Origin of the sequence: Corynebacterium sp. CNCTC7651, assembly GCF_021496665.1 — a bacterium.
GTDB lineage: Bacteria > Actinomycetota > Actinomycetes > Mycobacteriales > Mycobacteriaceae > Corynebacterium.
This window is the reverse complement of sequence record NZ_CP071246.1, coordinates 1,739,584-1,760,155: the sequence shown is the minus strand read 5'-3', so window position 1 is coordinate 1,760,155 and position 20,572 is coordinate 1,739,584. Positions and strand designations below refer to the sequence as shown.

18 protein-coding genes and 2 pseudogenes are annotated in these 20,572 nt (G+C 65.2%); 18 read left to right on the top strand and 2 right to left on the bottom strand.

The features are described from left to right. Nucleotides 1-39: 39 nt before the first annotated feature. Nucleotides 40-810, bottom strand: a complete 771-nt coding sequence (locus JZY91_RS08480) for an alpha/beta fold hydrolase (protein ID WP_234947488.1) — start codon at nt 808-810, stop codon at nt 40-42. Between the two features lie 103 nt (nt 811-913). Between JZY91_RS08480 and clpX the strand changes: the two genes are divergently transcribed. Next, nucleotides 914-2,188: an ATP-dependent Clp protease ATP-binding subunit ClpX gene (gene clpX, locus JZY91_RS08475; RefSeq protein ID WP_234947487.1), complete on the top strand. Its 1,275-nt coding sequence runs from the start codon at nt 914-916 to the stop codon at nt 2,186-2,188. Nucleotides 2,189-2,199: 11 nt separating this feature from the next. Here the strand turns inward: clpX and JZY91_RS08470 are convergent, their stop codons facing one another. Next, the gene (locus tag JZY91_RS08470) at nt 2,200-2,934 is read right to left on the bottom strand and encodes a TetR/AcrR family transcriptional regulator (protein ID WP_370639208.1); all 735 of its coding nucleotides are present in this window, start codon (nt 2,932-2,934) and stop codon (nt 2,200-2,202) included. 119 nt (nt 2,935-3,053) lie between these two features. Here JZY91_RS08470 and JZY91_RS08465 point away from each other — a divergent pair, with 119 nt between their 5' ends. The 17 genes and pseudogenes from JZY91_RS08465 (at nt 3,054) to rsfS (ending at nt 20,572) form a co-directional block, all read left to right on the top strand. Next, nucleotides 3,054-4,061 carry a malate dehydrogenase gene (locus JZY91_RS08465; protein WP_234947485.1) on the top strand — a complete coding sequence of 336 codons (1,008 nt, stop codon included), beginning with the start codon at nt 3,054-3,056 and terminating at the stop codon, nt 4,059-4,061. A gap of 57 nt (nt 4,062-4,118) precedes the next feature. Then, nucleotides 4,119-6,842 (top strand): valine--tRNA ligase, encoded by a 2,724-nt coding sequence (locus tag JZY91_RS08460; RefSeq protein WP_234947484.1) that lies wholly within the window; start codon nt 4,119-4,121, stop codon nt 6,840-6,842. Further along, nucleotides 6,835-8,361, top strand: coding sequence for a folylpolyglutamate synthase/dihydrofolate synthase family protein (locus tag JZY91_RS08455; RefSeq protein ID WP_234947483.1), 1,527 nt, complete (start codon nt 6,835-6,837; stop codon nt 8,359-8,361). Before JZY91_RS08460 ends, JZY91_RS08455 begins: the two co-directional genes overlap by 8 nt. Beyond that, a complete protein-coding gene (locus tag JZY91_RS08450; protein ID WP_234947482.1) occupies nt 8,358-8,798 on the top strand; it encodes a DUF4233 domain-containing protein in 441 nt (146 codons plus the stop codon). Before JZY91_RS08455 ends, JZY91_RS08450 begins: the two co-directional genes overlap by 4 nt. An 18-nt stretch (nt 8,799-8,816) precedes the next feature. Next, the gene (locus JZY91_RS08445; RefSeq protein WP_234947481.1) at nt 8,817-9,122 is read left to right on the top strand and encodes a hypothetical protein; all 306 of its coding nucleotides are present in this window, start codon (nt 8,817-8,819) and stop codon (nt 9,120-9,122) included. 15 nt (nt 9,123-9,137) lie between these two features. After that, the gene (gene ndk / locus JZY91_RS08440) at nt 9,138-9,548 is read left to right on the top strand and encodes a nucleoside-diphosphate kinase (RefSeq protein ID WP_234947480.1); all 411 of its coding nucleotides are present in this window, start codon (nt 9,138-9,140) and stop codon (nt 9,546-9,548) included. Between the two features lie 203 nt (nt 9,549-9,751). Further along, nucleotides 9,752-12,587, top strand: a pseudogene (locus JZY91_RS08435) (translation initiation factor IF-2 N-terminal domain-containing protein). A 198-nt stretch (nt 12,588-12,785) separates the two neighbouring features. Next, nucleotides 12,786-13,091, top strand: coding sequence for a 50S ribosomal protein L21 (rplU, locus tag JZY91_RS08430; protein ID WP_234947479.1), 306 nt, complete (start codon nt 12,786-12,788; stop codon nt 13,089-13,091). Between the two features lie 28 nt (nt 13,092-13,119). Then, nucleotides 13,120-13,464, top strand: a complete 345-nt coding sequence (gene rpmA, locus JZY91_RS08425) for a 50S ribosomal protein L27 (protein WP_234947478.1) — start codon at nt 13,120-13,122, stop codon at nt 13,462-13,464. 108 nt (nt 13,465-13,572) lie between these two features. Next, a pseudogene (obgE, locus tag JZY91_RS08420) lies at nt 13,573-15,076 on the top strand (GTPase ObgE). 3 nt (nt 15,077-15,079) lie between these two features. Beyond that, the gene (gene proB / locus JZY91_RS08415) at nt 15,080-16,201 is read left to right on the top strand and encodes a glutamate 5-kinase (RefSeq protein ID WP_234947477.1); all 1,122 of its coding nucleotides are present in this window, start codon (nt 15,080-15,082) and stop codon (nt 16,199-16,201) included. A gap of 65 nt (nt 16,202-16,266) precedes the next feature. After that, complete coding sequence (locus JZY91_RS08410; protein WP_234947476.1) at nt 16,267-16,692, top strand: hypothetical protein; 426 nt, start codon at nt 16,267-16,269, stop codon at nt 16,690-16,692. Further along, the gene (locus tag JZY91_RS08405) at nt 16,683-17,207 is read left to right on the top strand and encodes a DUF6036 family nucleotidyltransferase (RefSeq protein ID WP_234947475.1); all 525 of its coding nucleotides are present in this window, start codon (nt 16,683-16,685) and stop codon (nt 17,205-17,207) included. Before JZY91_RS08410 ends, JZY91_RS08405 begins: the two co-directional genes overlap by 10 nt. A gap of 15 nt (nt 17,208-17,222) precedes the next feature. Continuing rightward, entirely contained in the window at nt 17,223-18,134 is a 912-nt protein-coding gene (locus tag JZY91_RS08400) for a D-isomer specific 2-hydroxyacid dehydrogenase family protein (RefSeq protein WP_234947474.1), read from the top strand. A 29-nt stretch (nt 18,135-18,163) separates the two neighbouring features. Then, on the top strand, nt 18,164-19,450 hold the full coding sequence (locus JZY91_RS08395; protein WP_234947473.1) for a glutamate-5-semialdehyde dehydrogenase: 1,287 nt from the start codon (nt 18,164-18,166) through the stop codon (nt 19,448-19,450). Continuing rightward, nucleotides 19,450-20,073 carry a nicotinate-nucleotide adenylyltransferase gene (nadD, locus tag JZY91_RS08390; protein ID WP_234947472.1) on the top strand — a complete coding sequence of 208 codons (624 nt, stop codon included), beginning with the start codon at nt 19,450-19,452 and terminating at the stop codon, nt 20,071-20,073. Before JZY91_RS08395 ends, nadD begins: the two co-directional genes overlap by 1 nt. Nucleotides 20,074-20,110: 37 nt before the next feature. After that, nucleotides 20,111-20,572, top strand: coding sequence for a ribosome silencing factor (gene rsfS / locus JZY91_RS08385; protein WP_234947471.1), 462 nt, complete (start codon nt 20,111-20,113; stop codon nt 20,570-20,572).

Here is a 20,572-nt window from a genome sequence, read left to right as displayed (position 1 = left end):
TCAGGGCAGTTCGCTTTACGACGTTTCTAGGCTAGCCCATTAGTCCCCGAGAAACTGTGTCAGGACCCGGATGAATTCCTCCGGACGCTCAACCGCCAGCTGGTGGGAGCCGGGGTCGATGACGTGCGACTCCACAGGGCCCGCGACACCCGCCGCGATCTTGGCCAACTCCTCCGGCGGCGTGCCCGGATCCTGGGCACCCGCGATGGTGCACACCGGGCAGGTGATCTGGTCCAGCTGGTCAGCGAAATCCCACTTGGCAAGTGCATCGCCGCACTGCGCGTACCCCTCCGCATCAACGCCGGCGGCCATGTCGCGGATGCGGCGCACCTCCTCCGGCTGCGCCTCGCGGTAGCCCTCGGTGAACCAGTTCTCCACAAAGCCGTCCGCCATTGCATCCATGCCCTTGCCGCGGGCGGTTGCGGTGCGCTCCGACCACTTCTCCTCGCCGCCGAGGTAGGTGGCGGTGCAGGCGAACACTGCCTTGGTGACGCGTCCGGACGTGGCGGCCAGGTACTGCGCAAGCGCGCCGCCCAGGGAGAGGCCGACGACGGCGAAGCGGTCCACGCCGACACCGTCGAGGGCTTGGAGGATATCGTCGCAAAGATCCTTGACCGTGGCCGAGCCGGGCTCGATCGGGGCGACCTCGGATGCCCCGTGCCCGCGGTGGTCCACGGTGATCACCCGGTAGTCGTGCTCGAGGGCGGGGATCACCTTGCTCCATGCCTCGTGCGTGGTACCGATGGAGCTCAAAAGGACTACTGTCTCCCCCTGCGGGGTGCCGTATTCATTGACTGCAAGCGTGGTCATAGCGCCTATTGTGCCGAATCCGGCGGTATGTCGCCGGAGCAGGTTTGACGCGGCCAGTATGCTTGGAAGACCACCACTACAACGCGGGGAGTAAGTCAGGTACATGGCAGGAACTCACGACAGCTCGGAACTGTTGAAATGCTCGTTCTGCGGCAAGACCCAGAAGCAGGTGCGCAAGCTGATTGCCGGCGGTGGCGTCTACATCTGCGACGAATGCATTGAGCTGTGCAACGAGATCATCGAGGAGGAGCTCGCTGGCTCCCAGCAGGGCAGTAGCGACGAAGACCGTCTGCCCCGCCCCTCTGAAATCACCGCGTTCTTGGATGAGTACGTGATTGGCCAGGACACTGCAAAGCGCACGCTGGCTGTGGCGGTGTACAACCACTACAAGCGCATCCGGGCGGAAACGAACGTGCTGGGCAGCCGCCGCCGGGATGAGGACGTGGAGATTGCAAAGTCCAACATTCTCCTCCTCGGCCCGACCGGCTCCGGCAAGACCTACCTTGCTCAGACGCTGGCACGCATGCTGAACGTGCCTTTCGCCATCGCGGACGCGACCAGCCTGACCGAGGCCGGTTACGTGGGCGAGGATGTGGAGAACATCCTGCTCAAGCTGCTGCAGGCCGCGGACTTCGACGTGAACCGGGCGCAGACCGGCATCATCTACGTCGATGAGGTGGACAAGATCTCGCGCAAGTCGGAGAACCCGTCCATTACGCGCGATGTTTCTGGTGAAGGCGTACAGCAGGCGCTGCTGAAGATTCTGGAGGGTACCGTCGCCTCCGTGCCGCCGCAGGGCGGACGCAAGCACCCCAACCAGGAGTTCATCCAGCTGGACACCACCAACATCCTGTTCATCGTCGCCGGCGCGTTCGCGGGCCTGGACAAGGTGATCGCGGAGCGCGTGGGCAAGAAGGGCATCGGCTTCGGCGCAGAGATTGACTCCAAGACGGAGCGCGATGAGGCGAACCTGCTTTCCCAGGTGCAGCCGGGTGACCTGGTGAAGTTCGGCTTGATCCCGGAGTTCATCGGCCGCCTGCCCATCATCGCCCACGTGAACGACCTGGACCGCGATTCCATGGTCCGCGTGCTCACGGAACCGAAGAACTCTCTGGTGAAGCAATACCAGCGGTTGTTCACCATGGACGGGGCAGACCTCACCATCACCGATGAGGCGCTGGGCGAGATCGCGGATAAGGCGGCCGAACGCAAGACCGGCGCCCGCGGCCTGCGCGCCATCATGGAGGAGATCCTGGTGCCGGTGATGTATGACCTGCCGGACCGCGAGGATGTCGCCGAAGTGGTGATCACGGATGCCGTGGTCCGCGGAGAGGCGGAGCCGGAGTACGTGGCGAAGAAGGAAAAGCGCTCCGCCTAGCCCGCTTTCACCTAGTAGATCTCCGCGTCGCCGAGGCTCTCGGCTTCGGGGGACACTAGGTATGAATCGTGCCCGGAGGGTGCGATGTTGGATGTGAGGAAGGCAAGCACGCTGTCTATCACCATGCGCCGCATGCCGTCCACGTTGCGGTCCTCGGAAAAGTCGACGCGGCTGATCGCGTAGATCGTTGCGGAGTGGGCGACGACGAACTCGCAGAGGGCGACGATGAGCACCAACACGTCCTCCGCGCCGATGCCCGGCCGGAAGGCACCCGCGTCCTGGCCCAGCAGCAGGAGCCGCTCCACGTGCAGTGCAACGTCGTTGTCGCCGCTGCCCGCGGTCATCTCCTCGATATCTACGATGCCGTCAACGTTTTCCCGCAGGATCAGGCGTACGCAGTCGGGGTTTTCCATGAATGTGTGAAACATTGCGTCCACAAACGTCCGCATGCCTTCGACGGGGACCGCGTAGGAGCGGTTGAGCACGTCATCGGAGGGGGAGATGCATGCCACGGCCCGTCGTAAAGCGTGCTCGTAAAGCCCCCGCTTGTCCCCGAAGGCGGCGGTGAGGGCGCGCTTGGGTACGCCGCTGTCCTTGACTACGTCCTCCAGCGTGGTGGCCTCGAAGCCACGGCTAGCAAACATGGCTAGTGCTGTGGTTAGGGCGGCATCGACAGCGTGGTCAGCCTCCGCGTGTGACACGAGCCGCCCCCTCTCCTTGCTTGAACCACTATCATCGTGCCCCATCCGCAACGGTCGCGGGGCGACAATGGTCTGGGGGGTGATATTTGTCGCCTAAACGGGGGTACGGACGGGCCTATACTGGCAGTACATGCTTCATACCCAAGGGTGAGAAGGAGATTGATATGGCACCCGCAAGCGCATCCGCAATCACCAAGACAAAGGCACCGGTCAAGGTCACGGTAACCGGCGCTGCCGGCAACATCGCGTACTCCCTGCTGTGGCGCGTGGCTAACGGCGACGTGTTCGGCCCGGACCAGCCGGTGGAGCTGACGCTGCTGGAGATCGAGCCGGCCGCACGGGCGGCTGAGGGCACCGCTATGGAGCTCGGGGATTCGGCGATGCCGTTGCTGAAGAGCGTGAACGTATCCACCGACCAGGTAAAGGCTTTCGAGGGCGCCAACGCCGCGTTCCTCATCGGTGCAAAGCCGCGCGGCAAGGGCGAATCCCGCGCAGACCTGCTGGAGGCGAACGGCCGCATCTTCATCGAGCAGGGCAGGGCTATTAACGACGGCGCAGCGGACGACGTCCGCGTGCTGGTAGTGGGTAACCCGGCCAACAACAACGCATACATCGCCGCGAAGGCTGCAGGTGACGTGCCGGCGGAGCACTTCAACGCACTCATGCGCCTGGACCACAACCGCACCCTGTCCAACCTCTCCCAGAAGCTGGACATCAGCTCCGAGGAGTTCTCCCGCGTAGTGGTGTGGGGCAACCACGCTGACACGCAGTTCCCGGATCTGACCTGGGCCGAGGTTCACGGCAAGAAGGTGCTGGACCGTGTGGACCGCGACTGGTACACCGAGGAGCTGATCCCGCGCGTGGCTAAGCGCGGCGCCGAGATCATTGACGTGCGTGGCAAGTCCTCCGCCGCCTCCGCTGCATCCGCCGCAGTGGACCACATGCGGGACTGGGTGCTGGGCACCAAGGGTCGTTGGACCACCGCTGCCGTGCCGTCTACCGGCGAGTACGGGGTGGACGAGGGGCTGGTCTTCGGCTTCCCGGTTGTTGGCGTGGACGGGCGCTGGCAGGTTATCGATGATCTTGAGATCAGCGACTTCCAGCGCGCCCGGATCGACGCGAACATTGAGGCGCTGCGCGAGGAAGCAAAGGTCGCGGACAGCCTGTTCTAGCCGGCTAGGCCTCAGCGCCTCCCTGGCGCGGGGGCGTGCCTACTACAATGATCAGGCGTGAGTGAAGCGAACGATCAACTGGTAGGCACCAACCGCGCAGACCTGCTCCCCAAGTCCTGGGAGCCGAAGGAGCACGAGGAAAAGCTCTACGAGGGCTGGGTAGACAAGGGCTACTTTGTCGCTGACCCGGCCTCGGAGAAACCGGCGTATTCCATCGTGCTGCCGCCGCCGAACGTGACTGGTCAGCTGCACATGGGCCACGCGCTGGACCACACCCTGATGGATTCGCTGATCCGCCGCAAGCGCATGCAGGGCTTCGAGGTCCTGTGGCTGCCGGGCATGGACCACGCGGGCATTGCCACCCAGACCAAGGTGGAGGCCAAGCTCAAGGCTGAGGAGGGCAAGGACCGCTACGACTACGGCCGCGAAGAGTTCATTGACAAGGTCTGGGAGTGGAAGCAGGAATACGGCGGCACCATTGCGAAGCAGATGCGCGCCATCGGCGACTCCGTTGACTGGTCCAGGGAGCGCTTCACGCTTGACGACGGTCTTTCGAGAGCCGTCCAGACCATTTTCAAGCAGCTCTATGACGCGGGCATGATTTACCGCGACTACCGCCTGGTCAACTGGTCCCCGGTGCTGGAGACCGCAGTGTCCGACATTGAGGTGATGTACAAGGATGTGGACGGTGAGTTCGTCTCCATCCGCTACGGCTCACTGAACGATGATGAGCCGCACCTGATTGTGGCCACCACCCGTGTGGAGACGATGCTGGGTGATGTGGCGATTGCCGTCCACCCGGAGGATGAGCGCTATGCGCACCTGGTTGGCCAGGAGTTCGACCACCCGTTCCGCGAGGACCTGAAGCTCAAGGTCATCGCGGACGATTACGTGGACATGGAGCTGGGTACCGGCGCGGTGAAGATCACCCCCGCGCACGACCCGAATGACTATGAGATGGGTCTGCGGCACGACCTGGACATGCCGATCATCATGGATGAGAAGGGCCGGATGGCCGATACCGGCACGCAGTTCGACGGCATGGACCGCTTCGAAGCCCGCGTGAAGGTGCGTGAAGCACTTGCAGAGCAGGGCCGCATTGTGAAGGAAGTGCGTCCGTACGTGCACTCCGTCGGCCACTCGGAGCGCTCCGGCGAGCCGATCGAGCCGCGCCTGAGCCTGCAGTGGTTTGTCAAGGTCGAGGAACTCGCCCGCATGTCCGGCGATGCCGTGCGCGAGGGCGACACCGTGATCCACCCGAAGTCCATGGAGAAGCGCTACTTCGATTGGGTGGACAACATGCACGACTGGACCATTTCGCGCCAGCTGTGGTGGGGCCACCGCATCCCGATCTGGTACGGCCCGGGGGGCGACGTCGTCTGCGTCGGCCCGGACGAGGAGCCGCCGGCGGGCTACGAGCAGGACCCGGACGTGCTGGACACCTGGTTCTCCTCTGCGCTGTGGCCGTTCTCCACGATGGGCTGGCCGGAGAAGACGCCGGAGCTGGCGAAGTTCTACCCGACGTCGGTGCTGGTCACCGCGTACGACATCCTGTTCTTCTGGGTCGCGCGCATGATGATGTTCGGCACTTTCGCCGGCAAGACCACGCCGGAGGTGCTGGGCGAGGGCACTGACGGCCGCCCGAGCGTGCCGTTCACGGACCTCTACCTCCACGGCCTGGTGCGCGATGAAAAGGGCCGCAAGATGTCGAAGTCCCTGGGCAACGGCATCGACCCGATGGACTGGGTGAACCGCTTCGGCGCGGACGCGCTGCGCTTTGCCCTCGCCCGCGGCGCCAACCCGGGCATTGACCTCCCGATCGGCGACGATCACGCGACGAGCGCCCGCAACTTTGCGACGAAACTGTTCAACGCCACCAAGTTCGCCCTGATGAACGGCGCCGCCGTGGGCGAGCTGCCGGCGCGCGACGCGTTGACGGACGCGGACCGCTGGATCCTGGACCGCGCGGAGGAAGTCCGCGCGAAGGTGGACGCGTACCTGGATGACTACCAGTTCGCGAAAGCGAACGAGGAGCTGTACCACTTCGCGTGGGACGAGCTGTGCGACTGGTATCTGGAGATTGCAAAGACTCAGATCCCGCGCGACGCGGATGCCGCCACGCCGGAGGAGGTGGAGCGCGGACGCACCACCCAGATCGTGCTCGGCCGCGTGCTGGACGTGGTGCTGCGCCTGCTTCACCCGACCATGCCGTTCATTACGGAAGTGCTGTGGACCGCGCTGACCGGCGAGGAGACGGTTACGCTCGCGCCGTGGCCGACCGCGGAGGACACCAACGGTGGCGCGGAGGCGGATCTGGAGGCCCGCCGCCGCATCGAAGATGCCGTGAAGCTGGTCACCGAGCTGCGCCGCTTCCGCTCTGACCAGGGTGTGAAGCCCAGCCAGAAGGTGCCGGCAGCGCTGGATTTCGCGGCGGCAGACCTCACGGAGCAGGAAGGCTTTGTCCGCTCCATCGCGCGGGTGGAGGAGCCGGGTGAGGGCTTTGCGCCGTCGGCAAGCATTGAAATGCGCCTGAGCCGTGCCACCCTGGATGTGGCGCTGGATACGTCGGGCACGGTTGATGTTGCTGCGGAGCGCAAGCGCCTGGATAAGGAGCTGGCGGCGGCGCAGAAGGAGCTGGATACGACGGCGGCGAAGCTGGGCAACGAGCAGTTCCTGGCCAACGCGCCGGAGCACGTGGTGGCGAAGATCCGCGAGCGCCAGCAGGTTGCGCAGGAGGAGTTCGACCGCGTGACCGCCCGTCTTGAGGGGCTCAATGGCTAACGACGATCAGATCGAGCCCAACGAGCTCAGCGAGGCGCATGAGTACGAGGTCGTGCAGAACGAGCACGGCCTGACGCTCAACCTGGGTCTGCCCGGTGGTGGCCTGCCCGGCGGCGGTGCCGAAGAGCAGGGCGAGGACGCAGCCGCACCCCGTGAGGTGAGCGAGGAGGATCTCGTCGCGCTGGCGCAGGTGGAGCAGGAGCTTACAGCGCGGTGGCCGGAGACGATCATCGACCCGTCGCTGGAGCGCATCGAGCTGCTCATGGATCTCCTCGGCGAGCCGCAGAAAGCGTGCAAGGTGATCCACGTGGCGGGCACGAACGGCAAGACCTCCACGGTCCGGATGATTGAGTCGCTCCTGCGCGCGTTCGGGCACCGCGTTGGGCGCACCACGAGCCCGCACCTGCAGATGGTGACGGAGCGCATCGGCATCGACGGCGAGCCGATCCATCCGGCCGACTTTGTGCGCCTGTACCGCGAGATCGAGCCGTACATCCAGATGGTGGATGAGCGCACCGGCACAAAGATGAGCTACTTCGAGGTCATGGTGGCGCTCGCCTTTGCGGCCTTCGCGGACGCGCCGGTGGACGTGGCCGTGGTGGAAGTCGGCATGGGCGGGCGCTGGGATGCCACGAACGTGGTGGACGCGGACGTGGACGTCATCATGCCGGTGGGCCTGGACCACACGGATTACCTGGGCGACACGCTTGAGGCGATCGCGGGGGAGAAGGCCGGCATTATCCGGAGCCCGGAGGCGATTGCGATTATCGCGGACCAGGAGCCGGGGGCGATGCGCGTCATCCTGGAGCGCACCGTGGAGGTCGGCACACCTGTTGCCCGCCTTGGCCAAGAGTTCGACGTGGCAGCTTCCGAGATTGCCGTGGGCGGCCAGATGGTCACGCTCACCGGGCTCTCCGGCACGTTCGAGGATGTGTTCATCCCGCTCGCCGGCCCGCACCAGGCGCGCAACGCCGCCGTGGCGCTGGCTGCCGTGGAGGCGTTTTACGGCGCCAACGCAGAGCGTCCGCTGGATGCGGACACGGTGCGCGCCGGGTTCGCCGCAGCATCCTCGCCCGGCAGGTTGGAGCGCGTGCGCGCCAACCCGACGACGTTCATCGACGCCACACACAACCCCCACGGTGCCCGCGCGCTTGCAGCGGCGCTGCAGCGGGACTTTGACTTCACCCGCCTCATCGGCGTGTTGGGCATCCTGGGAGACAAGGACGCGCGCGGCATTTTCGAGGCGCTGGAACCGGCGTTGACCGAAGTAGTGATCACGCAGAATTCCTCCCCGCGCGCCACGGATGCCTATGATCTTGCGGACATCGCGCGCGAGGTGTTCGGCGACGAACGCGTGCACGTGGAGGAGCACCTGCCCACCGCGTACGCGCTCGCGGTGGACTTGGCCGAGGAAGCACTCGCCGAGGTCGGTGTGGAATCCGGCTCCGGCGTGATCATCACCGGCTCCGTCGTCACCGCCGGCGAGGCCCGCGCCCTGTTTGGAAAGGACCCGCAATGAGTTCGAAAATCCAGGTTTCCCCGCTCGGCCCCGGCCATGATCCGGTGAAGGACCCCATCAAGGGCCTGCGCGGCGTGCTCTCCGGCACGCTGATCATGGAAGCAATCACGATCTTTTTGATCTTGCTCGTGGTGCTCAAAGTCAACGACGGCGCACTGTGGACCACGTTCAACTGGGTCTACATCACTGTCATCGGCCTCGCGCACGTGGTCATGGCGTTCCTGCAGCGCATGCCGGGAGCGCTGTGGATTGATCTGGCGCTGCAGATCCCGCTGATCTTCGGCTTCTTCATCCACTGGTCCGTCACCGCGGTGGGCATCATCTTCGGCATCGTCTGGTTCTACGTGGTCAAGATGCGCTCCGAGATCGTCCAGCGCATGCGCGGCGGCTACCTAGTTACGCAGCACATTGGTTCCTCCGCGGATCCCGCGCGTTAGGGAGGTATAACGGGGACCATGCGCTACTTCGCCTTTACTGTCGCTGCGGCTTTCTGCCTCGTTGCCATCGCCGGCACGTGGCTGGGCTGGGCTCTGCCCATCCGTCTTATCGCCATCTTCGCTGCAGGCATGTTCCTGACTTGGGGTTTCTACGACGTCTACTCCAAGCAGGAGCAGGAGCCCATCGTGCTTGACGACGAAAAGAAGGCGACCATCAAGCGCCTCAAATCCGAAGGCAAGACACACGTGGCTGTCCAGCAGGTGCAGCTGTGGTTTAGGAACTGCTCTCAGGAGGAGGCCGCGCGCATCGTCCGCGAGGTTTAAGTAAGGTAAACAACCATGACTGAACGCACTCTGATTCTGATCAAGCCGGACGGCGTTGCCAACGGCCACGTCGGCAAAATCATCACCCGCATCGAGCGCAAGGGCCTGAAGCTGGTGGAGATGGACCTGCGCACCGCAGACCGCGAGACCGCTGAGGCGCACTACGCCGAGCACAAGGACAAGCCGTTCTTCGGTGAGCTGGTTGACTTCATCACCTCCGCTCCGCTGGTGGCCGGCATCGTTGAGGGCGAGTCCGCTATCGCCGCTTGGCGCCAGCTTGCTGGTGGCACCCACCCGGTGGAGAAGGCCACCCCGGGCACCATCCGCGGCGACTTCGCACTGACCGTGGGCGAGAACGTCGTGCACGGCTCCGACTCCCCGGAGTCCGCTGAGCGCGAGATCGCCATCTGGTTCCCGAACAAGTAACGCCTCTCCAAGAGTTTCGCCCCGCCAGCCCGCGTACGGCTGGCGGGGCTTTTCTGTGCAAGAATGGTGAACCAAGTGCTGCCTCGCATCGGTGGCGCTGAAAGACTTTTGCACCCATTCGGGTCTTCATTGGCCCGCAGCACTGTGCGGCGGCGGCGAGGGTTCCTCGCCAGCGCCCGGTGCTTATGACATAGGAGAATATTGTGGCAGGTACACCTAACCCGTACGCCGACTTTGACCGCTCCCGGCTGAAGGACCGAATGCGTGTCTTCCAGCTGGCGAAGGAGCTGGGCGTGCCGTCCAGGGACCTCGTTGTCGCGCTCTCCGAGATCGGGCTGGTCAAGGTTGCGCAGTCTTCCCTCACCCTGGCGGAGAGCAAGCAGCTGCTCGACGCGTTGTCGGACGGCCACGCAACTGATCAGAACGCGGAAGATGAGAAGATCAAGCACCGCGTGCGCAAGGACGTGGCGAACGAGATCACGCAGATTGAGCGCAAGGTAGAAGCGGAACTCTCTGACCGTGCTGGGGAAGCACAGCCGCAGGAAGCATCTGCAGAGGCTGAAGAGGACGCCGAAGGCGTTGAGGACGACGAGGTTGAAGCCGACGAGATTGACGAAGACACCGACGCACTTTCGGATCCGGAGGACCTGCTGACGGATATCGAGCCGGAGGTGACCCCGGTGCCGGTGGATGACTTGTCGGAGATGCCGGCGTACGCGCCGGTGTTCAAGGCGCCGTCGAGAAGCAATCGCCGCCGCGCAAGCCGGCCGAGCGCAACGGTGCCCGCGGAGCGCGAGCCCGAAGTCCGGGAGTCCGAGGTGAAGGAACCTGCGCCGAGCGTGGAGCTGATTGAGGAGCCGAAGGCGATCAAGGGGTCTTCGCGCCTGGAGGCGCAACGCCGCCGCCGTTCGGAGCGGCGTGAGGAGGACAAGAAGCGCTCCCGCATCGTGTCCCAGGCGGAGTTTTTGGCGCGGCGCGAGTCCGTCACCCGCACCATGGTGGTGCGCGAGCGCGAGCGCCACGACGGCTCCGGCCGGATCACCCAGGTGGGCGTGCTCGAGGACGGGCTGCTGGTGGAGCACTTTGTCACCTCGGACAGCCAGGCGTCCATGGTGGGCAACATCTACCTTGGCCGTGTGCAGAACGTGCTGCCCAGCATGGAGGCCGCGTTCATTGACATCGGGCAGGGGCGCAACGGCGTGCTCTACGCCGGTGAGGTGGACTGGAAGGCCTGGCTTGGGCGGGCGCTCGCGCCGCATTGAGCACGCGCTGAAGTCGGGCGACCAAGTTGTGGTGCAGGTGACCAAGGACCCGGTGGGGCACAAGGGCGCGCGCCTGACCACGCAGATCTCGCTTGCCGGCCGCTACCTGGTCTACGTGCCGGGCGGGCGCAGCGCGGGCATTTCCCGCAAGCTCCCGGCGCCGGAGCGCAAGCGTCTGAAGGAAATCCTGAACAACGTGGTGCCGGGCAAGGGCGGTGCGATTATCCGCACCGCGGCGGAAGGCGTGTCCGAGGAAGCTATCGGCGCCGACGTGAACCGTCTGCACACCCAGTGGGAGGCGATCCAGGAGCGCGCCGCCAAGGAAAAGGCCTCCAAGGGCGCGAAGCCGGTGACGCTGTATGAGGAGCCGAACCTGCTGGTGAAGGTTGTACGCGACCTGTTCAACGAGGACTTCACCGCCCTTGTGGTGGACGGTAAGAGGCCGTGGAACACCGTCCACGCGTACGTGTCTTCGGTGGCGCCGGATCTGGAGGATCGCCTGGAGCGCTTCGACCGCTCCGCGCACGGCGGCAAGGACGCGTTCGAGGTGCACCGTGTGGATGAGCAGCTGCAGAAAGCGCTGTCTCGCGTGGTGTGGCTGCCGTCCGGCGGCAGCCTGGTCATCGACCGCACTGAGGCGATGACCGTCATCGATGTCAACACCGGCAAGTTCACCGGCGCGGGCGGCTCGCTCGAAGAAACGGTGACCTCCAACAACCTGGAGGCGGCCGAGGAGATCGTGCGCCAGATCCGTCTGCGCGACATCGGCGGCATTGTGATCATCGACTTCATCGACATGATCCTCCCGGAGAACCAGGAGCTGGTGCTGCGCCGCCTCAAGGAGGCGCTGGGCCGCGACCGCACCAAGCACCAGGTTTCCGAGGTCACCTCGCTCGGCTTGGTGCAGATGACCCGCAAGCGCCTGGGCACCGGCCTGCTTGAGACGTTCTCCGAGCCGTGCGAGACGTGCGGCGGCCGCGGCATCCTGATCACCGAGGATCCGGTGGACCACGACGAGCACATGGCGCCGCGCGAGTTCCGCCGCCCCGTGGGCGAGCACCCGGCCGCCAAGGCAATGCGCGTGAAGTCCACCGACGCGGAGCTGGACGAGATCGCGGCCTCGATCGTCGTGGATAAGAACGGCAACGACGCTGCCAACCACGCAGACAAGCAGGAGTCCGAGGCTGGGGAGGAGCGCGAGGAGAAGCGCTCTGCTTCACGACGTCGCGGTCGACGCGGCGGTTCCCGCGGCCGCGGGCGGAAGCCGGAGCAGCAGGCCCAGCCGGAGCAGCTCGAGCTTGTCGACGCACATTCTGAGCCTGAAGTAACGGCAGAAACGCCAGAAACGCCTGCAGTGTCTGAGGTATCTCAGCAGCCGCGGCAGACGTTCGAGGAAGCTGTCGCCGAGTTCGAGGCATCCCCGCGCCGCAGGCGCCGCACCCGCGGCAACTCGCGGTCGGATCACCGTCCGCGTGAGGAGGATTTCGTCGTCAAGCAGGAGCCCGAAGCGGACGCCGAGCCTGCTGCGGAGCGCGAGGCAGAAGCGGCGCCGAAGGCCGAGGCTGCTACCGCGACCCAGCGCCCGGACTCCCCGCGCAGGGGGCGCAGGCGTGCGAGCCGGAAGTCTCCGGCGAGTGCGGAGCAGCAGTCCCAGCAGGGCCAGACAGCGCCGCGCAAGGAGCGCAAGGAGCGCAAGGCGGAGACCAAGCGGGAGGCGCCGGCGGACACCGCGCGGCGCGGTCGCAGGCGTGCGACGCGGAGGAGCTCTACAAAGTAGCGCAAGAGCGGTTTGGAATTACGCTCCCACGCGGTGTAGTCTTTGACAGTCGCTGTTTCGGGGCGTTTTCCGCCTCGCTGCCTTTGCATGCGGGCACGGCGGGGGCAACATCAAGCCGCCGAAACATTGAAAAGCACTGTTCCAACGCCTTCCGTGGCATGCCGGGGGCGTGCGAGTTGAGATAAGGGGTAACCCTCTATGTACGCGATCGTCAAGACCGGCGGCAAGCAGTACAAGGTTGCCGAAGGCGACCTCGTCAAGGTCGAGAAGCTTGAGGGTGAAGCAGGCGACAAGGTCGAACTCACCCCGATCCTTCTCGTAGATGGCGCAGACGTCACCTCCGGCGCTGATGCGCTGGCCAAGGTTTCTGTTGAGGGCGAGATCGTCGAGCACGGCAAGGGCAAGAAGGTCGACATCCTCAAGTACAAGAACAAGACCGGCTACAAGAAGCGCCAGGGTCACCGCCAGCCGCTGACCACGGTCAAGATCACCGGCATCAAGTAAAACGACTTTATTCAAGGAGATTTGAACAATGGCACACAAGAAGGGTGCATCCAGCTCCTCGAACGGCCGTGACTCTGAGTCGAAGCGCCTCGGCGTGAAGCGCTTCGGCGGCCAGCAGGTCAAGGCCGGCGAGATCCTCGTTCGCCAGCGCGGCACCAAGTTCCACCCGGGCGACAACGTCGGCCGCGGCGGCGATGACACGCTGTTCGCACTGGCAGCAGGCGCTGTCCAGTTCGGCTACAAGAAGAACCGCCGCACCGTCAACATCATCCCGGCTGACGGCGAGGGTGTTGCAGTGGAGGTCCTCGAGGCAGCTGAGGCTGCAGGCGTTGTCGAAGAAGGCACCGTCGAAGAGGCAACCGCTACCGCGTAAGCAAACGTAGAAGCGCCTGGCGCACCAAGGGTTTCGGCCTGCGGTGCCCTTTTCGCGTTTTCTGCGCAGGTTAGGGCAGGGCGCTTGACGACGGTAGACTTCCCAACCATGACGCAATTCGTTGACCGCGCGGTCCTGCACCTGCAAGCCGGAGACGGCGGCCACGGCTGCGCGTCCGTGCACCGCGAGAAGTTCAAGCCGCTCGGCGGGCCGGACGGCGGCAACGGCGGACATGGCGGAGACATCGTGCTGGAGGTGTCCACGCAGGTGCACACCCTGCTGGATTTCCAGTTCCGCCCGCACGTGAAGGCGCAGCGCGGCGCGAACGGCGAGGGGGACCACCGAAACGGCGCCCGCGGCGAGGACCTCGTGCTGGAGGTGCCGGTGGGCACGGTGGTGCGCAATGAGGCGGGTGAGGTCCTGGCGGACCTCACCGTGCCGGGCACCCGCTTCATCGCTGCCGAGGGCGGCTTCGGCGGCCTAGGCAACGCGGCGCTGGCGAATGCGAAGCGCAAGGCGCCGGGTTTCGCGCTCAAGGGCGAGCCGGGCGAGGCGCACGACCTGATCCTGGAACTCAAATCCGTGGCGGACGTGGGCCTGGTTGGCTTCCCCTCCGCCGGCAAGTCCTCGTTGATCTCCGTGCTTTCCGCCGCGAAGCCGAAGATCGCGGATTACCCGTTTACCACCCTCGCTCCGAACCTGGGCGTGGTGGACGTGGGGCACGATTCCTTCACCATCGCGGATGTGCCGGGCCTGATCCCGGGTGCAAGCCAGGGCAAGGGCCTGGGTTTGGACTTCCTGCGGCACATTGAGCGCACGGCGGTGCTGGCCCACATCGTGGATGTGGCGACGATGGAGCCGGGCCGCGACCCGCTCTCCGACATCGAGGCGCTGGAGCACGAGCTGTCTACGTACGCGGACGCGCTGGACATGGATACCGGCTTGGGCGACCTGCGCGAGCGCCCCCGCCTAGTGGTGCTGAACAAGATGGACGTGCCGGAGGCCCGCGAGCTGGCGGACTTCCTCCGCGAGGACATCGAAGAGAAGTTCGGCTGGCCGGTATTCCAGATTTCCACCGTCACCCGAGAGGGGCTGGACGAGCTGAAGTGGGCGATGTGGGACATTGTGCAGGCATCCCGCAAGGCGCGCCCGAAGCCCACCCGCGAGCAGGCGGAGCCGCAGGTGATCCGCTTGCAGAGCCGTTCGCGCGATTCCGGCATCAAGGTGGAGCGCGATCCTCTCTACCCGGAGGGCTGGATTGTCACCGGCGAGAAGGCGGAGCGCTGGATCCGCCAGACCGACTTCGAGAACGACGAGGCCGTGGGCTACCTTTCCGACCGCCTGGAGAAGGCGGGCGTGGAGGATGCGCTGCGCAAGATCGGCGCCCGCGAGGGCGACGTGGTCACCATCGGCGAGATTTCCTTCGATTGGGAGCCGTCCCGCGGCGGCGACCCGACCTTGGCCGGCCGCGGCCAAGATGCCCCGCCTCGGCGGCACCAACCGCGCGTCTGCCCAGGAGCGCAAGCGCGCGTCCCAGGCCCGCCGCGGCCTGATCGACGAGTACGACTACGGCACGGGCGAGGCCGCCGACCGCGAGCGCTGGCAGGGGTAGCGCGTGTCCTCGCTAGAACTCCGCGCCCAAATCGCCTCCGCACGGCGCATCGTGGTCAAGCTGGGCACATCTTCGCTTGTCGACGCCACCGGGGCCGTCTCCCAGCAGAAGATCGACCGCATTGTGGATGCGATCGAGGCGCGCATCCGGCGCGGCACCGACGTGGTGGTGGTGTCTTCCGGCGCAATCGCCGCCGGCATGGGGCCGCTGGGCTTGAAGGTGCGCCCGCAGGATCTGGCGACTAAGCAGGCTGCGGCCGCGGTGGGCCAGATTCACCTGGCGCAATCGTGGGGGCAGTCCTTTGCGCGCTACGGCCGCACGATCGGCCAGGTGCTGCTCACGCAGTCTGACGCCGGTGTGCGCGAGCGCGCCCGCAACGCGCAGCGCACCATTCACCGCCTGCGCCAGATCGGTGCCGTGCCGATTGTCAACGAGAACGACACGGTGGCCACCTCCGAGATGCGCTTCGGTGACAATGACAGGTTGAGTGCGATCGTCGGCACGCTGATCAGCGCCGATGCCCTGGTGCTGCTCTCCGACGTGGAGGGGCTGTACGACCGCAACCCCGCGGAGCCCGGCGCGCAGCTTATTGATGAAGTGCGTTCCGGCAACGACCTGGAGGGAGTGCAGGCCGGCGACGGCGGCGTGTTTGGCACCGGCGGCATGGCGGCGAAGGTGTCCGCCGCGCGCCTGGCCACCCGCGGCGGCGTGCCGGTGCTGCTGACGGCGACGGAGTTGATTGAGCAGGCGTTGGACACCGCCGATGTGGGCACCGTGTTCCACACCCGCCCGGAGAGGCGCTTGAACGCGTGGAAGTTCTGGGCGCTCTACGCGGCGGACGCGGAGGGCGTGCTGCGCCTGGATGCGGGCGCGGTGAAGGCCGTGACGCGCGGCGGGACGAGCCTGCTGGCCGTGGGGATTACCGGCATCGAGGGCGATTTCCACGCGGGGGACATTGTGGAGATTCTCGGGCCGGAGTCGGAGGTCGTCGGGCGCGGCGAAGTGGCGTACGACGCGCACGAGCTCGCCTCCATGCTTGGCAAACACACTGCAGAACTGGCGGAGCACCAGCGCCGCCCGGTGGTGCACGCGGACTACCTCTCCAACTACGCATCGCGCCTGTAGACGTTTCCTTTCCGGTCCTGTTTGCAGATAATGGGGAGGAGTCCCCATCCAGGGAAGGAGTACGCGTGCGAGGGATTGCCTACACTTATGCAGGCTTTGCTGAGTGGCTAAGAGAGGATCTGCAGGTTAACGCTGATCCGCTTTTCGCTGTGCGTGCTCTGAAGAAAGTTGTCTCCGCCGTTCGGGACATCGATAGTGAAGTCGATTTCGAACAAGCCCACTCTTGCCCGGCATCCACCGGGGACGATGATTGGGATCGCGTGATCCGCGCTGCAGCCGAGATGACGTACGCCGAAAGGCGCCCGGGTGGCACAAGGCAATGGTTTGAGGAGTCCGTTCCTCCACCAGATGTTTGGTTTTATCCGACGAGCAGACCTTCCCGTTTTGCGTTCAACCTCGAGAGAACGCCGGCGCCGTTCTTGGATCGCCGCGTCTGCCTGGGGGAAGGCAACTTGCGTAGCGCAAAAGACCTCGACCGGCCATGGATCTGACTCGAGCGGAATTACTCGAAGCGCTCAAAGCTCTCGATTTCGAGTTACATGAGCGCGGACTCGCTGCAGAGCTCCGCGTCATCGGTGGCGCAGCAATCGCTCTGATGTATGACGGGACCCGCACTACAGCTGATGTCGACTCGGAATTCGATAACTACCCCGAAGTCCGCTCCGCTATTGAGGCCACGGCACGGAAAGTTGGATTGCCTCTTAACTGGATCAATTCCCAAATTCATGACCTAGCTCTACCGTTTGAGAAAGATCTAGAACCGAACGACCTGGTTATCGGCCCAAACCTGACGCTCCGCGTCGCCTCTCCGGAGTTTCTCCTGTACACCAAAATCATTTCCAGACGCCGTGCCGAGCAGGATTTTGAGGACGCACTACTGCTTGCTCAGAAACTCAACCTTCACGACGCGCAAGACATTCTGCGCGCTGTGGAGCACTTCGGGGCGATCGATGGGTCGTTGGAGCTCTATCTCGAGGAAATCGCAGAGGAGTTGCCTCGCCTGTAGGTACACTGCAGGGGCATGAAGTTTGCATTCCTGCCTGAACCTTGGGACGAGACGGTTGCTGATCTGGAAGAGGCCGGCCACGAGCTGGTTTCGCTCGACGACAACCCTGACATGCTGGTGTTCCGCGGCGGCCCGGATGATTTCCCGGAGGAGCTGCCGGATTCCGTCAAGGTAGTCCAGAACGCCTTCGCCGGCATGGACGCGCTGCGTGAAGCCGGCACGCTGCAGCAGCACGACGTGCGATGGGCCAACGCCGGCGGGCTTTACGACGATACGGTGGCCGAGTCCACCCTCGCCCTCCTCCTCGCCGTGCTGCACCGCCACAAGGCTGTTTCGCGCGAGTGGAACCAGCCGCAGCTGGCGGAGGATACCGACTTCCTCTTCGACAACAAGAAGCTTGCCTTGATCGGCGCCGGCGGCATTGGCAAGAAGTTCATCGAGTTCATCGCGCCGTTCGGTGTGGAGGTCACTGCCGTGAACCGCTCCGGCAACCCGGTGGACGGTGCCGCGCACACGGTGAAGATGTCTGAGGCGGATGATGTCTGGTCCAGCCACGACTACTTTGTGCTCCTCGCCCCGCTGACGGAGGAGACCAAGGGCATGGTGGACGCTGAGGTGCTGGGCAAGATGAAGCCGAACGCCGTGGTGGTCAACGTGGGCCGCGGCCCGCTGGTGGACACCGGCGCGTTGACGGACGCGCTGCAGTTGGGCACCATTGCGGGCGCGGGTTTGGATGTGACTGATCCGGAGCCGCTGCCGGCAGATCACCCGCTGTGGGACCTGGACAACTGCGTGATCACCCCGCACACCGCGAACATCCCGCGCTACATGGCAAAGCGCCTGGGCAAGTTGGCCGCCCAGAACTGGGAGGACTTTGAGGCGGGCAAGGACATGCGCACCGAGGTAGACGTCCAGGCTGGGTACTAAGCCGCGCGCGAGGCACTAGACTTTCGCGCATGACTGAGCTCACTGACCAGCGCCAGCTCGAGCGCGAAGAGGTGCTGGCGAAAGCCCGCGCCGCGAAGCAGGTGGCACCGCTGCTTGCCACCCTTCCCACCCCTCGCAAGGACGCAGCACTCACCGCTGCTGCTGAGGCGCTTGAGGCGCGTGCCGACGAAATCTTGAAGGCCAACGCCCAAGACCTCGAGGCCGGACGCGCTGCTGGGATGCCGGAAGCGCAGCTTGATCGCCTCGCCCTGAACCGCGATCGCATTGCCGGCATCGCTGGGGGCCTGCGGCAGGTCGCTGGCTTGCAGGATCCGGTGGGTGAGGTTGTGCGCGGCGGCGTTGGCCCGCTGGGCATGACTATGAAGCAGGTGCGAGTGCCGCTGGGCGTGATGGGCATGGTGTATGAGGCGCGCCCCAACGTCACCGTCGATGCTTTCGGTCTTGCGCTGAAGTCCGGCAACGTGGCGCTGCTGCGCGGCTCCAAGACCGCGCGCCACTCGAACGCGATGCTGGTGAGCATCCTCCAGGATTCCCTCGAAGCCCAGGGGCTGCCGCGCGAGCTGGTGCAGCTGCTGCCGTGCGACAGCCACGATTCGGTGCAGGACCTCATTACCGCCCGGGGCCTGGTGGATGTGGTGATTCCGCGCGGCGGGGCCAAGCTCATCGAGGCTGTGGTCACCGGCGCCACGGTTCCCGCCGTCGAGACCGGCACGGGCAACTGCCACTTCTACATCGACGCGGCCGCGGAACTGGACTCCGCGATCGAGATGCTGCTGAACGGCAAAACCCGCCGCGTCTCCGTATGCAACGCCACGGAGACGGCCCTCTTGGACGCGGCACTGCCGGACGAAGACAAACTGGCTGTTGTCCGCGCACTCCAGGACGCCGGCGTGACCGTCCACGGCAATGCCGCCGAGCTCGCTGCGTTCGGCGCGGCCGACATCGTGGAGGCCACCGACGAAGACTGGGGCGAGGAGTACCTCTCCATGGATATCGCGGTCGCCGTCGTGGACGGCGTGGAGGGCGCGATCCACCACATCGCCCGCTGGTCCAGCGGCCACACAGAGGCCATTGCCTCCAAGGACGCATACGTGCTGCAGCGCTTCGCCGCCGCCGTGGATTCGGCCGCCGTGATGCTCAACGCCTCTACCGCGTTCACCGACGGGGAGCAGTACGGCATGGGCGCTGAGATCGGCATCTCCACCCAGAAGCTGCACGCCCGCGGTCCCATGGCGCTGCCGGAACTGACCAGCACCAAGTGGATTTTGGAGGGCACTGGGCAGGTGCGCGGGTAATGGGAACGTCGAAAAGCATGCGCCTCGGCGTGATGGGCGGTACCTTCGACCCGATCCACCACGGCCACCTTGTTGCGGCGAGTGAGGCGGCCCACCGCTTCGAGCTGGATGAAGTGGTGTTTGTGCCCACGGGGCGGCCGTGGCAGAAGGCGGGGCGCAAGATTTCGCCGGCGGAGGACCGCTACTTGATGACGGTGATTGCCACCGCGTCCAACCCGCAGTTCAACGTGTCGCGCGTGGACATCGACCGCGGGGGGCCGACGTACACCATTGACACGCTGCGCGATCTGCGGGAGGAATACCCCAACGCGGAGCTGTTTTTCATCACGGGCGCGGACGCGCTGAGCTCCATCATGAGCTGGCACGACTGGGACAAGATGTTTGACCTCGCGCAGTTTGTGGGGGTGACACGCCCGGGCTACGAGCTGACGGAGGACATGCTGCCGGCCGATATTCAGGAGCGCGTGCACCTGCTGGACATCCCGGCAATGGCGATCTCCTCCACCGATTGCCGCACCCGCGCCGCGCAGGGCCGGCCTGTCTGGTACTTGGTGCCGGACGGGGTGGTGCAGTACATCGCCAAGCACGAGCTGTACGTCTCACGCGCGGGTGTGGGACAATAGCCGGAACACGCCCATAAACCCGCAAAGGACCGCATTTGTGACTGCTTCGCAGACTTCCATCGACCAGGCCAAGATCGCCGCGCGCGCCGCGGATGAGAAGCTCGGCGCCAACATTGCCGTGATCGACGTTTCCAACGTCATGGCGATCACGGACATTTTCGTGATCACCTCCGCCGAGACGGAGCGCCAAGTCGCCGCCATCGTCGAGGAGATTGAGGCTGAGCTTTCCGACGCCGGGGCGGAGCCGAAGCGCCGCGAGGGCAACCGCGAGAACCGCTGGGTGCTGCTGGATTACGGCAACTTTGTGGTGCACGTGCAGCGCGAGGCGGAGCGCGACTTCTACGGGCTGGACCGCCTGTACGCGGATTGTCCCGTGATTGCCGTCGACGGGTTGGAGGAGTACCAGCGTCCCGGCGCATTCACGGAGGGCACGCGTACCGCTGAGAGTCTGGAGGACCTGCCGCTGGCCGGCGAGGGCCCGGACGCAGACGAGTTCTAA